The sequence below is a fragment of the Paraburkholderia dipogonis genome, from assembly GCF_042680985.1.
Lineage (GTDB): Bacteria > Pseudomonadota > Gammaproteobacteria > Burkholderiales > Burkholderiaceae > Paraburkholderia > Paraburkholderia phytofirmans.
This window is the reverse complement of record NZ_JBHUFR010000008.1, coordinates 499,828-513,926: the sequence shown is the minus strand read 5'-3', so window position 1 is coordinate 513,926 and position 14,099 is coordinate 499,828. Positions and strand designations below refer to the sequence as shown.

Below are 14,099 nucleotides of genomic sequence, written 5' to 3'. Positions count from 1 at the left end.
AGCCATCACCACGCGAGGATGTCCATGAAAATCCGCTTTCTTTTGCCCCTTGTCGCAGTCCCGCTGTGCTTCGGCGCGACGCTGGCGGCTGAGTCCACCAAAGACGCAACGCCTGCCACGCAACAGACCAACGCAGACCTGCTCAAGACGCTGCCGATGAGCGACCGCCAGGACTATGCGGATGCGCAACGTGGCTTTATCGCGACGTTGCCCGACATCAACGTCAAGACACCCGACGGCAAGACCGTCTGGACCCTGAACGGCTACCAGTTCCTGCAAGGTCAGGACGCGCCGCCGAGCATCAATCCGAGCTTGTATCGCAACTCGCAGTTGAACATGAACAACGGCCTGTTCAAGGTCACCGACGGGATTTACCAGATCCGCGGTTTCGATCTGTCCGACATGACGATCGTTGAAAGCAACAACGGCATCATCGTGATCGACCCGCTGATTTCGACTGAAGTCGCCAAAGCCGGTCTCGACCTGTACTACCAGCATCGGCCCAAAAAACCGGTGGTGGCCGTCATTTACACACATAGTCACGTCGACCACTATGGCGGTGTGAAGGGCGTGGTGAATGAAGCCGACGTGAAGTCGGGCAAAGTGAAAATCTTCGCCCCGGACGGGTTTCTCGAAGAAGCCGTGAGCGAGAACGTCTTCGCGGGCAACGCCATGAGCCGCCGCGCGATCTACATGTATGGCTCACTGTTGCCTCGCGGTGCCCAAGGACAGGTGGACGGTGGCCTCGGCAAGACGACTTCGAACGGAACGGTGACGCTCATCCCGCCAACGGACATTATCAGGAAGACGGGTGAGAAGCGCACCATCGACGGTATCGACGTCGTCTTCCAGATGGCGCCCGGCACCGAGGCGCCTGCGGAAATGCTGTTCTATTTCCCCAAATATCACGCGCTGTGCGCGGCCGAAGACGCCACGCATACGCTGCACAACCTCTATACGTTGCGAGGCGCGCAGGTGCGCGATGCCAACAAGTGGTGGCAGGCGCTCAACACGACGATCGACATGTTCGGCTCCGACGTCCAGGTCGTTTTCGCGTCGCATCACTGGCCGACGTGGGATAACGCGCATATCAACGACTATCTGGCGAAGCAGCGCGATACCTACAAATTCGTCCACGACCAGTCGCTGCGGCTTCTCAACATGGGCTATACGATGGACGAGATCGGCGACATGGTGAAGCTGCCACCGAGCCTTGACAAGCAGTGGTACAACCACGGTTATTACGGCACGGTCGTACACGATGCGAAGGCGGTCTACCAGCGCTACATGGGCTGGTATAGCGGCAATCCCGCGGACCTGCATCCACTGCCTCCGGTGGATAGCGCGAAGCGCACGATGGACTTCATGGGCGGCGTGCCCGCCGTCACGAAGAAAGCGCGCGACGCATACGCCAAGGGCGACTACCGCTGGGTGGCGCAGGTCATGAACATGGCCGTGTATGCCGAGCCGGGCAACCAGGAAGCAAAAAACCTGGAGGCGGATGCTCTTGAGCAACTGGGGTATCAGTCCGAATCGGGCCCGTGGCGCGACGTCTATCTGATGGGCGCATACGAGTTGCGCAATGGCATTCCAAAGGTGCCTGCCGTGCAGACCGCGAGCCCGGACACGATCCGCGCGATGACGCCTGAAATGGCCCTGGAGTTTCTCTCGATGCATATCGACGGCGACAAGGCGGACGGCAAGGCCATTTCCGTTAACTGGATTTTCCCGGACATCCACAAGCAGTACGTGGTGAGGCTGGAAAATTCGGTGCTCGTCTATAACGAAGGCAAACAGATCCAGAATGCCGATGTGACGCTGACCCTGCCAAAATCGAGTCTCGACAACATCATGTTGCACACGACGAATCTGGATAAAGAAGTGGAAGCGGGGCGCGCGAAGGTGGACGGCGATCGAGGAAAGATTACAGAGTTGCTTTCGCTGACCGACAGCTTCAATCCGCTGTTCCCGATTGTGACGCCACGACCTTAGGCGTTTTGCTCTGAATGCGGCTGGTGCGGCCCGGCGATTTGCAATTTCGCAGGTAGTGCAGCCGGCCCTTCGGTTTAGAGAAAGCGTATGCTGAAGAGATGCGATGAAGTCTGTCGATACGGCTCTTGCCTGAGCGCTTCAATGCTCAAGCGCGCAGCGGTGTTCGCATGGATGTTCGCCGCGAGCCAGTGCCTCATGCTGGGCCATGCCTTCGCGCAAGGCTCGCCCACGTTCACTGGCCCGGACGTGCAGCGGCGCGCAAATCAGGTGTTGGCGCTGTTGTCGTTTACCGTCACGCCTGATCTGTCTGCGAGTACGCTTGGCATCCGCAACGGGGCGACTGGAAATCCGTCGCTGAACATGACCCAGTTCGGTGGCGGCTTTACGTTGAGCCCGAATTTTCCGCTCTATCTCGAAGGCGCGCTCGGCGGCTCGCGCTACGATCCCACGTTTCTCGTTTCGGACGGGCAGACGCAGCGGGCGCTGCCGACGCGATGGACCAACGTGGCCGCGACTGGCGGAATCGGATGGGACTTTCCGTTGAACGAAAAGAAAGATCTCGTCATCCGGCCGATCTTCAATTTCTCGCTGGGCGAAGTGCTGAGCGATGCCAGCGCCGCGCAGTTCCTCGTCAATCACAAGACTGACCGGAACATTGACTTTATCCGCGACGGTTCGCTCAGCGCCTATGGTTTGGGCGGATCGCTGATGATTGGCTGGTATCCGCGTCAGGAGCCGTATGAATTCGATCTGGAGTTGCGCTACACGGATATTTATCTGCAAAGCTTCGGCTCCTCCAGCGCCGTGCGAGGTTCAGCCAACGCGGAGTCGACCAACCTCTATGCGCGCTGGCGCGCACCAACCGGACTGCTGGCCTTGCATCGTCCTCTGCGGTACGTGCTGGAACTGTCGCATTCGACCTACCTGGGCAGCCAGGCAAACATTCTCGGTTTCAATCAACTGACTTCGCTGGGTGCCGGCATCGAGATCGATACCGGCGCTGTAACGAAACTCTTTTCGCGCCTGCGCTTCGTAGCCCGCTATGCGTTCGGCAAGGACATTACGGGCGCTTCGCTTGGGATCGCACTGAGCTTCTGAACGGCATTCAATCGAGCACGATGGAGACCAGCGCGAACGCGCCGAGCGCTGCCACGGCGATGGCAACCCAGAAGGCAAGATTCCATTGCGGCAAGAGGCCTTCGCGACGCAATGCGCCGACGCGTCGCGCGTGCTGAACCACTGCGGCAAGCAGTGCGACGGTGCCGATCACCACCATCGCGGTTCCCACCTCGCGCGGTGACCAGGTTCCACCGAATCGACCGACGATCGGCGCACCGTTCTGGTTCGCCACGTACTCAAAAAATTTCGCCAGCGTGAAGCCGAAGCTGATCATCGACAACGACGTGCGCAGCCACGCCATCAGCGTGCGTTCGGCAGCGAGAAAGGTGCGCTCGACCGCCAGCGCGGTTCGCGCGCGCGTTTGCAGCGTGCCCTCGTCGGGCACCAGTGGTGCCGATGGGTCCGTGCTGGGGAATACGGCATGTTTGCGGTCAGAAGGCGAAGTCACGACATGACCTTCATGGAATGCTGGAAGAGAGCTGCGAGCGGCCCTGCTGCCATTTCACGTAAGGAATGACCAGCACCGTACACAGGATCAGATACAGGGCGAGCGTGGGCGCGAACTGCTCACCAGGATAGTTCGCTGCCGAAATAGCCAGCGCAATGGCAGGATGACGCGAGGCGGTCGACAGCGCCAGCACTGAGGCATGTTCATGCGCCGGGCCACCGAGCCAATGGCCGATCAGCAGGCCGGCGACGATAAACGCTACGATCGCCGTTACAGTCGTCACGCTGCTGGTCGACCAGATCGCCTGCCACGTGCCGAGAAGCAGCGCGAGGCCGCCCGCAATCAGCAGCAGAGTGGCGATGCGGCGCACGGGCGTGCCCAGGCGTGAAGCGATCTCCGGCATCAACCTGGCGACGACGAGCCCCGCTGCAAGCGGTGCGATGATCATCGACAGCACGATCTTAAGGAGTGTGTCGGGCCCCACGCCTCGCGGAATCGCGAAGAGCCAGTCGAAAAACACGACCGAAACCGGTACCGTGATTATCGACACCAGCGCGAGTACCACGAGCAGACCGAGGCCATAGGGCGCGATTCCGCCCGCTTTCTTGTGCTTTTTCGGCAGCAGCGGCGGAATGGGCGAGATGGCTAACGCGGTGAGCACGACAGCGGTGGCCTGTGGCAGATTCAGGAAATAGACGCTAGCCACCACGAGCAAAGGCATCACCACCAGCATCCCGATGAGGGAGCGCAACAGAAGGCCTGGCCGATGGACGATGTAGAGCAGATCGTCCCGATTCGCCTGTAGGCCGTACGTGAACACCGTCCCTGCAATGGCAATCTTCAGCGCGAGGAGGATCAGAACCTTGGCATCCATGGCTTATCCGGTGTCGTGGCAGCAACAGTTGCGGGCGACGTCGACGACAACATCGCCCGCATCGGCCACGCGCGAGGCGCGAAGGGTAACGCTCAGCGTTGGCCGCCACCCGCCGCGTCCATCATCTTTTCGATCACCTGATCCACGCCGAAACTCGCCGCTTTCTGCCTTGGCGGAAATTCCTTGAACGTTTGCAGGAATTCAGTCACGCCGGACTGCGCGGGCACGAGAATGAAGACGTGATCGAGCAGCCAGTCGTAGTAGGTATTGGAGGTGATGTCGGCGCGCTCGTACGGGTCGGTTCGCAGGTTGAATATCTTCGGGACACGCAACGTAATGAGCGGCTCGGCCCAGATCCTCAACGTGCCTGCCGCGCGCTGCTCCATGAACACGACTTTCCAGTTGTCGTAACGCAGGCAGGCAAGATCGCCGTCGTCCGTAAAGTAGTAGAACCCCTGTCGCTCCGGTTTCTTTGCGTGGCCAGTGAAGTAGGGCATCAGGCTGAACCCGTCCAGATGCACCTTGAAGGTTTTGCCGTTGGCTTCGAAGCCCTTCTTCAGTTTCTCCTTGACGTCCGCATCGCCCGCGGCGTCGACGATGGTGGGCAGCCAGTCGAGATGGCTCACAATGTCATTGCACACCGTGCCCGGCTCGATCACGCCGGGCCAGCGCACGAGACAGGGAACGCGGTACGCGCCTTCCCAGTTCGAATTCTTTTCGTTGCGAAACGGCGTCATCCCGGCATCGGGCCATGAGTTCATGTGCGGACCGTTATCGGTGCTGTACATGACCATCGTGTCTTCCGTAATGCCCAGTTCGTCGAGGAGAGCGAGCATCTCGCCGATATGCTTGTCGTGCTCGACCATGCAGTCGTGGTACTCCGATTGCCAGCGTCCAGCCTGCCCGCGAATGCGGTCTTCGATATGCGTGCGAAAGTGCATGTGCGAAGTGTTGAACCAGACGAAGAACGGTTTGTCCTCCTTATGCGCTTTCTGAATGAATTCCTTGGCCGCCGCGATAAATTCGGTGTCCACGGTTTTCATCCGGTCGCGCGTGAGCGGGCCCGTGTTGTCTATCTTCTGGCCGCCTTTACCGTCCGACCAGCAATGCAACACACCGCGCGGGCCGTATTTCTTGCGAAAATCAGGAAATTCCCTGGCATCGGGATAGTCGGGCAATTCCGGTTCTTCCTCGGCATTCAGGTGATAGAGATTGCCGAAGAACTCGTCGAAGCCGTGCATTGTCGGAAGATGTTCGTCGCGGTCGCCAAAGTGGTTCTTCCCAAATTGCCCGGTGCTGTAACCGAGACCTTTGAGCAACTCCGGAATGTTCGGGTCTTCCGCTCGCATGCCGAGCGGCGCGCCGGGCAGGCCGACCTTGGTCAAGCCTGTGCGCAAGCCGCACTGTCCCGTGATGAACGAGGCGCGTCCCGCCGTGCAGCTTTGTTCGCCGTAGTAGTCGGTGAACACCATGCCGTTTTCGCCAATACTGTCGATGTTCGGTGTGCGATACCCCATCATGCCTTTCGTGAAGATGCTGAGATTGGATTGGCCGATGTCGTCGCCCCACAGGATCAGAAAGTTGGGTTTCTTCTTGTCCGCCATGGAAAACTCCTATGCATGAGGCCACCGTCGCCGGCAGCGGATCTCGACGGGCCAGTCGTCGACAGGTCCGCGAGAGGCTTGTCCTCTCGTCCTTCCGCCAGCTTCAGAATCGGTCCGAAGCGGAGTCGCGGACGACACAACGAAAGCCGACATGGCAGATGGACGTGTCCAGCGGCTGCGCCATCCTGGCGGCGGGCCGGTAGCGCCTGCAGTAATTTGGCGCACACAGAAACGAGCCGCCTTTCGTCACCTTGCGTGCAATATCAAGTTGCGGCGTGCGCGAATCGACGCTTGCGTTGCGCGATCCGCCGCGTGGGTTGTCCAGCGTGCAGCACGTCTTCACGATATTGGCGTGCTCCTGATACCAGTCGCTGGTCCATTGCCATACGTTGCCGGCCATGTCGTAAAGCCCGTAACCATTCGGCGCAAACGAGCCGACAGGCGCGGTCCATTCGTAGCCGTCTTCCAGGAAGTTCTGCCAGGGGAATTCGCCTTGCCACGTGTTCGCCATCTGCTTACCGCCGGGTGCGAACTCGTCACCCCACACAAACTCGGCCGCATCGAGACCGCCGCGCGCGGCGAACTCCCATTCCGCTTCGGTCGGCAGGCTCTTGCCCGCCCAGTGCGCGTAGGCTTCGGCGTCTTCGTACGTCACATGCACGACCGGATGGTCCGCGAACCCTTCCAGCGAACTGTGCGGCCCACGCGGATGACGCCAGTCGGCCCCGCGCATATAAGTCCACCAGTTATAGTGATTGCGTAAATCCACGCGCCCCTGCGGCTTCGCGAACACGACCGAGGCCGGCTCCAGCATTTCGGGCAGCGCACCCGGATAGTCTTCCGGATTGGCCGGCCTTTCGGCCGTCGTCACGTGGCCGGTCGCGGCGACGAAGCGCGCGAAATCGGCATTCGTCACGGTGTTGCGATCCATCAGGAAGCCGCCTACGCGCACCTTGTGAGCAGGTGCTTCCTCGGGATAGTGCCGATCCGAGCCCATGACGAACGTGCCTGCGGGAATGCGGACCATGTCGGCTGGTGGAATGGTCGAGGCGGCGTCATCGGTGTCGCGGGTCGGTTCGAATGAAGGATGGACCATAGTCGATCAGGACCTCGGATGGATGCGCGCGAGCGGGACAGGTCGGCACAGCGGACACGTATGGCGTGTCCACTCGCCCGACGCAAACCAGGCAACGTAGCGATCTTCATTATCGGAGTGCGTGCGCGGTTCCGCTATCGGGGGAAGGGGCAATGAAATTGCCCGTCGGGGCAATTCCGTGAGTGACACTGTTTTTCGCGGCCGAATATTTTCGGCTAACGAAGGGGGGCACACGTTTTGCAAACTCGCATGCGAACGGGGCAGCGCCACGATCTGGCGATTACGCGCTGGCCGTGAGCGCGAGGAGATCGGCGCAGCGACCGAAAAGTCTTCGCCTTTTTCATGAACCGTCGCGGAACTTCGTCGGCTGATGGAAGTTATCGCACGAATCAGAGCAGTGTTTTGAGCACTTTCGTCAGAACGCTTTGCAGCGGCAATTGCATGCCCGCGACGACCAGCATGGGCACCGCTGCCGGCACTACGATCGCGATCAGGCCGAGCTTGCCGACCGGAATTCCACGCATGCTTCGAATCGCCTGATACACCGCCTGCACGTCGGCCACCGGACCCAACTCGGGTGCGTCCAGGATGTCCGGCGTGCCGACATCTTCTTTCAGAATCCAGCGACGATGCACAAGGCGAGCGTGGCGCCCGACCAGGCTCCCGTAGCTGAAAATGGCGTCACGTTTAACTCTTCCGAGCGTTACGGCGAGCGGCATGAACGGTATGAGAAAGATCACGATCAACATGACGGTCGTGGCGATCAGTTCGCCCTTGATATCGGTGACATTCACGCCGTGATACATGACGTCGTGCGCGAACGAGGCCGCGACGACCGCCGACAGGGAGAAGGCTACCGGACTGAAAATAAACATCAGACGCTCGACGAAACCGAGGCCCGCGACGCGATCCGGATGAACAGGGGCGAGAGCAAGCGGGAATCGCGACAGTTTGAGAAAGAGTACGAAGACAAGGCATGCGCGCCACAACCACGCGAGCAGGAGTGCAGTAAAGAGTGGGCGCACCACAAGAATGAACCACCAGCCACCGAAGGTAAGCGCGCCCGCCATGTCGCCGGGTCCGCCCGGCCAGATCACGTCGTCAATCTGTTTGAGGAACGCGCCGGCGGTGGTCCACGCAATCACGGCACCAGCGATCAAAACCCAGGGCAACGAAAGATTCCTGAGACGCGCGATACTTGCGATCAGCGTGCGGAACTGGGGTAGCGTCTCGGCCGTGACAAGCCCCGCTCCAAAGAAGTAGCGCAGAAGAGGCGGGACCATTTTTTGCGCCACACCTTCCGCGATGACAAGCATGGGAATCGCAACCAGACAGCGCACGTGAACGCCGAAATGAGCCAGTAGGGTGTCGCCTTCGGCGCCTCTCGACACGCGGCCGGTGAGCATAGCCCAGACAACGATGGGCAGCCAGCAGATCGCACCGAAGATCAGCGCGCGGCGCAGGGTGCCCATGCCCTCGCGGGGAATCAGGCCGAGCCGGCGCTGCAGGTGAAAAGCAGGGTCGTCATGCACTAGCGACAGATCGATCCCAGCCGGGTCTGCCACTGCGCCCGGCGCACCGGAACGACGTTCTTCCGCGGCGACCATTTACATTTCCTGAAAGTGGCTGATACGGTGCGGGCTATCTGTATTGCCTGAACCCACCTGCCTTGAACTCAAGTGATGCACACTCCGCCGTCTGAATTCCGGAAGCTGTCCAACGCGTCCGGGGTCATGAGAAGAAAAAATAATGGCCTTGAACTGAGCGCCAGCCTGCAAGCCGAACGAGGCAGAAACCGTGTTGCAGTAGCCGACAGTGCTGTTCGCAACACGCAGCGACCCTCCACCGTATTGTCCGCCGACCATAGCTGCCTCCTGCGGGATCGTTGACGCTGGACGTCGAAACCGAGTTACGCCACGGCTCGCTTCGCATACTCCCCACGCTGGATTCTTGTCGATGGGGGCCTTCGGCGCTATAGGTGTTTGGGGCAATCAACTTGCCCCGATGGGCAAGGCGCGGGCGGGGGGGCAAGTTCGCCAGATCGCCTGACTTGCGCGTCACTGCGCGCGGCGTTTGCCGATATATGTGGTCTAAGCCGCGAGGACCAAAGCCGGCGGGTTCTGGCCGAGCGCTAGCCTTCGGCAACAAGTACTTCCGCAATGGCGCGATCTCGTGTTCCGGCTCCGCGCATGCTGGCGATGTGCGATCTGCCTCTCGCCAGTTCCAGCATGTAAGTCAACCGGCCGCGCACCAGCGCGGCTTCTTCGATTGCTTTCCTCGGCATGTTGGCTCTCTCTCTTTCTTTTCAGGATTCACAGCCTTCCCGGCGTGCCTTGCTTCCATGATGGTGCGCCACCCGTTTGACGCCACCATGGCAGGGGCAGCAGATTGCCTGTAGCGGCAACCGCAAGTCAGACCGGCGCTTGTGTCCGCACGAGCGGTTCAGCCCGTATCACCAGTTCAGCTAGCGAGTGAGCATTCAGCTTGTGCATCAGATCTGCCCGACAGGTTTTGACGGTTCGCTCGCTCACTGCGAGTTCAGCCGCGATCTGCTTGTTCAACCTGCCGGCGACAATGCCGCGCAGTACGACCTGCTCGCGCGAACTCAAAGCAGTCGCGGGAGGCTGGTCGCTTGCCAGGGCCGGAGACGATGTGGGTGTCGCAGCCGCGAGAGCAGTTTCGATAGAGGCGAGGAGCGCCTGCGAGTCGATCGGTTTTAGCAGAAAATCGCTTGCACCTGCTTTGATGGCCATCACCGTTTTCGGAATATCCTGATGCGCGCTGATAAAGACAATGGGCACCTCATTACCCAGCCTACGCAGCGCGCGTTGCAAATCAAGACCGCCTGGACCGGGCATTTCAAGATCTAGCAACAGGCATGCCGGCGATGCGTCGGGTGCTGCCACGAGAAAATCTCCGGCAGCAGGGTAAGCTTTTACGGTGAAGCCGGCGCGTGTCAGAAGCCGCGTCAACGCGGTGCGTATAGCAGGATCGTCGTCGACGACATGGATGACGGCATCGGCATGCTCGCTCACGGTTGTCCTCCTTGCGTTTCAGGCTGAGGTCCCAGTACAACGTTCTCGCTGGCTTTGGCGGATTCCGGCCGGATAGTCGACATTGCGGCTTCAGGCATGGCTGGAAGCCAGACTGTGAAGACGCTTCCGCCGCCCTCCCGGACGGCAGCCGAAACTCGGCCTCCGTGAGTCGCGACAATCGTGCGCACGATGGACAGCCCGAGCCCCATGCCATGCGGTTTGGTCGTGTACAGCGAATCGAACAGAAGCTGTTCGGCATCGAGTGGAATGCCGTGTCCCCGGTCGGCCACCGCGAGTTCGTAGCCCTGTCCCGAAACTCGCGTAGAGACGCTCAATATCCGTTCCGGAGATAACGTATTCTCCATTGCGTCTAGAGCATTGATGGCGAGGTTGATCAATACCTGTTGCAACTGCACGCGATCGCCGAACACCCAGGCGTTGTCCGTCGACATTGCCGTCTCGACGACGATCTGTCGCTGACGGCATTCGGGGCCAAGCAGTGCAAGCCCTTCCTGTAATGCTGCATCGAAATCGAGCGGGTCTAGCGTGGTCGTGTGCTTCTGAAGGAGTGTTCGCAGTCGTTGCACGACCTGATTCGCGCGCAATGCGTCGCGGCGAATGTCAGCAAGGATAGAGTGAAGCTCGCCGGTCTCAGGGCCGCTATCGAGCATCATTCCTGCCGCGTCGGCATTACTGAGAATCGCGCCTAGCGGTTGCCCGACTTCGTGCGCGATCGATGCGCTCAACTCGCCCGCCGAAGCGAATCGCGCTGCGCGAGATAGTTCATCCAGTCGCAGCGTGGCTTCATCTTCGGCGATCCGGCGGTATCGGCGTTGCCACAGCAGCGCAGCGATGGTGAGCGCCTGCAGCAGGACGACGCTGACGGCGCTGAGCACGATTGCACGGTACTCGCGCCAGAGCGAAGGCGGCACATTGATCAATTCACAATTCTCGGGCAACGCGGCTACCGGTAGCCTGAGCTTTTCGAGCACTCCCGCGTCCGCGATGCAGCGCGACGTGCTCGCGGCAACGGTGGTGCCTTGTGCTGGCGTCTTGCCGAGCAGAATCGACGCCGCGAGAGCACCAGCGAGCTGCCCGTTGGTTTCGAAACTGATTACCGACCCCGCTGCCATTCCATGACCGAAGTAGGTCGGGTACCAGCCGTAGATCGGCGCATGGGATGACTTTGCCATCGGAGCGACGGCCTCATAGGGAAAGTAGGTTCGGCCATTGTTGTCGCGATACATCGTCGTATAAAGCACCGCAGTGTTGGAGTCGAGCGTGGCGAGGCGGTGTTGCAGTTCGGCCACGGACAGCCCGCTCCAGACCGCGATAGTCCAATCGTGGGTTTTGCGCGCGCGCGCTGCGACGGTTGCGCGTTGTGCAAGCTGTCGGTCGAGCTTTGCCGCGCCCGACACGATCACGAGCTGTCGCGCACCCGGCTGTAATGTCTCCGCTATCGCCAGCGTGCCATCGATATCGAAACTGATCGGCACATAAGCGAATTCGGGCGGAATGTCTTTTTGCCGGGAGTCGGCGGCACTGGAAATTATTACGGGCGCACCCGGCCAGATTTCGGCGTGATAGCGTTCAGTGAATTTCAATGCAAAGTCGGTTAATCCAATTACGACGTCGATCTGCTTGTGTTGATACTTTTGTTTCAGGAGCGCGAGAAAGCTGGGCATCAACTCGGGAGCGTCGAATCGCAGGTCATCTAGCGAATCCGTATAAAACTCGACGCCGTCTGGCGCGGCAGAGGCAATGGCGCCGCGAATTGCGCGAATCTGTTCCTGAACGGCTGGCTGGGTGGGGTCGGCACCGGGCAGAATGACGACGCGCCAGGTATGTCCGGCATAAGCGCATGTGGAGACGCCAAACGTCATGGCCAGTAACCAGCCCAGCACGCGACCACGTGCGAAAGCGCGCGGCGCGCGAGCGGCCACGGAGATCCTCGGAGCGCATTCCTCTATCATGTGAGTCGGCGAAGATTGGCGTCGTCGTCACTATGCCGAGGAATCGACAATCCGAATAGTCGTTTGTAAGAAAAATGTCCCCTAAAGACTAATAAATAATTGGGGTTGCGACAATGTCGTTATTTCGCAATGCGCAGAAAAGAACGTCTGCTAAATTAAAAAAATTCGACGGAAGCGATTTTATTCGCAAATCGCGTAATTAAGCGGACCCTCGACCCAGAAAAGGGACCGATTTGCTGACGTAGCGTGTATTGCATCAATATTTCTGCGATAGCGATCCGATTTACGTCGCTCCTGCTATTCAGGCGTCTGGGCAATACATCTCGTTTCATCATGCGTAGCTTCATGGATGCTGCGGGCTACCTTGCGGAATGGTGTATTCGGACGGCAGCGATCTTTGATCGAACAGCTCTCGCAGTCGAGCTGAATTGCGGTAGATGATCGTGTCGGCCTTCTTGACGCGCGAGCGCGGACTCCGGGCTTTGCGCCGATCACTGCGCAGCGCGTGGCCGGTGGGACAGCGATATCGATTTTGATGCAGCGTTGCGGTTGCAACGGCACCAAGGAGCACGTTCGAACGAGCCTGACGGCATCGACGACGGTATCGCGCTCACGCAGGCCTTTTGTACATCGCAACGTTTGGCGTGTGCCAGTTGTGCTTCCAGTACATCGATATCCATACCGAGTCGTTTTCGCCTGACCGTGCGAAGCATGCCTCTGAAACCATGCGTCGCGTATTTCTGTTGAAAGCCCATCTCTCGCAGTGCTTTGCTCAATGCATCCCGATGTAAATTGAGGCGTCTTCTGGCGGGTAGGGGACGGAAAGACAGAGTGCCCGTTGCCGGTAAGCGGTTTCAATTCGTTCAGCACGGCGATCGGCTGCGTCGGCAATGACACGATGTCGGCACCGCTGCAACCACGCCGGGGCGAAGGCCGGTCAGCCACGCGCTCCATCTTCGGGAGCGACGCCGACTTACGGCGGTCAGGTCCAATCCAGATGCACGAACGGCTGCGGCAAGCGTTGCTGCGGCCGTTCTGCACTTCAGTGCTTTCAATGCGACTTAGTTCTCGAACTGACGAATCGTCGCGTTGTACGCGCGAGTGGCCATTTCTTCGAGCGGGAGCTTGCGTTCAACTTCGGACAGGATTTCGACGCCCCACGGACCTTCGAATCCGGTAGCCTGCACTGCCTTGATGAAGCCCTTCACATCGAGCACGCCTTCGCCCGGCAGACGGCGCTTGTGGCAGGTATCCATCCACAGCGGCTCGATTGCGTAGCGGTCCGCGTCGTCGAGTTCTATGCCCTTGATAAATTCCGGCTCAATCGTCGCGATTTCGGCGAAGTCGACGTTGCCACGACTCAAATGCCAAATGTCGAGCAGCAGGCCCGCGTTTTTCCTGTTTGCGCCTTCGACGATGGCCTTACCGGTTTCAATTGTGCGCACATTGCTGAACGGCATGATCTCAAGCATGACCTGCGTACCGCGCTTCTCGGCGTCTTCTGCCAGCTTGCCGAATTCTTCGACCATGAGCGGGACATTCGCGGTGTCCTCACCGATGCCGGGGCCGACCTTCACGATACGCGCACGAAGTTCCTCGGCGGCTTTCAGGTAGTAGTAACGCTGGCTATCGGAGGTGCGGCGGCGCTCGCCCGTTTGATACCAGTCGACGAGGAACTCGAACTCAACGTGCTTCATACCGTTGGCTTCGAGGATGCGGCGCATCTCCGGGAAGCCAATCTTGTCGGCAGTAGCGTAGATGTCCGAATGAATCAGACCGATGCCGTCCCAGCCCGCTTTCGCTGCGGCTTCGACGCGGTCCTTGAAGCTGAAGGGACTGATTTCGGTAGGCCCGAACGGGAAGACATCGCCCGACAGCGTGAAGTATGCGGCGACGAGTTCGACTTTGGATTGGGACATTTGAGAGACCTCTTGAAAGTGACCACGACGGCACGCCGG

Annotated in this window: 11 protein-coding genes and 1 pseudogene; 2 read left to right on the top strand and 10 right to left on the bottom strand. The window is 59.8% G+C overall.

The window, feature by feature from the left end:
• Positions 1-24: 24 nt before the first annotated feature.
• Both ACFSNN_RS12395 and ACFSNN_RS12390 read left to right on the top strand, forming a co-directional pair.
• Complete coding sequence (locus tag ACFSNN_RS12395) at positions 25-1,992, top strand: alkyl/aryl-sulfatase (RefSeq protein ID WP_208949468.1); 1,968 nt, start codon at positions 25-27, stop codon at positions 1,990-1,992.
• Positions 1,993-2,133: 141 nt separating this feature from the next.
• Entirely contained in the window at positions 2,134-3,090 is a 957-nt protein-coding gene (locus ACFSNN_RS12390) for a hypothetical protein (RefSeq protein ID WP_244322742.1), read from the top strand.
• A 7-nt stretch (positions 3,091-3,097) separates the two neighbouring features.
• Here the strand turns inward: ACFSNN_RS12390 and ACFSNN_RS12385 are convergent, their stop codons facing one another.
• The 10 genes and pseudogenes from ACFSNN_RS12385 to ACFSNN_RS12340 form a co-directional block, all read right to left on the bottom strand.
• Positions 3,098-3,559, bottom strand: coding sequence for a YidH family protein (locus tag ACFSNN_RS12385; protein WP_134456323.1), 462 nt, complete (start codon positions 3,557-3,559; stop codon positions 3,098-3,100).
• A gap of 10 nt (positions 3,560-3,569) precedes the next feature.
• On the bottom strand, positions 3,570-4,433 hold the full coding sequence (locus tag ACFSNN_RS12380) for a Na+-dependent transporter (protein ID WP_134456322.1): 864 nt from the start codon (positions 4,431-4,433) through the stop codon (positions 3,570-3,572).
• 92 nt (positions 4,434-4,525) lie between these two features.
• Positions 4,526-6,037 carry an arylsulfatase gene (locus tag ACFSNN_RS12375; RefSeq protein ID WP_134456321.1) on the bottom strand — a complete coding sequence of 504 codons (1,512 nt, stop codon included), beginning with the start codon at positions 6,035-6,037 and terminating at the stop codon, positions 4,526-4,528.
• 103 nt (positions 6,038-6,140) lie between these two features.
• The gene (locus ACFSNN_RS12370) at positions 6,141-7,133 is read right to left on the bottom strand and encodes a formylglycine-generating enzyme family protein (RefSeq protein WP_208949467.1); all 993 of its coding nucleotides are present in this window, start codon (positions 7,131-7,133) and stop codon (positions 6,141-6,143) included.
• A 389-nt stretch (positions 7,134-7,522) separates the two neighbouring features.
• Positions 7,523-8,740, bottom strand: coding sequence for a hypothetical protein (locus tag ACFSNN_RS12365; RefSeq protein ID WP_134456320.1), 1,218 nt, complete (start codon positions 8,738-8,740; stop codon positions 7,523-7,525).
• Between the two features lie 86 nt (positions 8,741-8,826).
• A pseudogene (locus ACFSNN_RS12360) lies at positions 8,827-9,055 on the bottom strand (BPSL1445 family SYLF domain-containing lipoprotein); the annotation flags it as partial.
• A 209-nt stretch (positions 9,056-9,264) separates the two neighbouring features.
• The gene (locus ACFSNN_RS12355) at positions 9,265-9,417 is read right to left on the bottom strand and encodes a hypothetical protein (RefSeq protein ID WP_166799225.1); all 153 of its coding nucleotides are present in this window, start codon (positions 9,415-9,417) and stop codon (positions 9,265-9,267) included.
• Positions 9,418-9,544: 127 nt separating this feature from the next.
• Positions 9,545-10,168, bottom strand: coding sequence for a response regulator transcription factor (locus ACFSNN_RS12350; RefSeq protein WP_134456319.1), 624 nt, complete (start codon positions 10,166-10,168; stop codon positions 9,545-9,547).
• Positions 10,165-12,111, bottom strand: a complete 1,947-nt coding sequence (locus ACFSNN_RS12345) for an ATP-binding protein (protein ID WP_166799224.1) — start codon at positions 12,109-12,111, stop codon at positions 10,165-10,167. Before ACFSNN_RS12345 ends, ACFSNN_RS12350 begins: the two co-directional genes overlap by 4 nt.
• Positions 12,112-13,202: 1,091 nt before the next feature.
• Complete coding sequence (locus ACFSNN_RS12340; RefSeq protein ID WP_134456317.1) at positions 13,203-14,060, bottom strand: sugar phosphate isomerase/epimerase family protein; 858 nt, start codon at positions 14,058-14,060, stop codon at positions 13,203-13,205.
• Between the last annotated feature and the right edge of the window lie 39 nt (positions 14,061-14,099).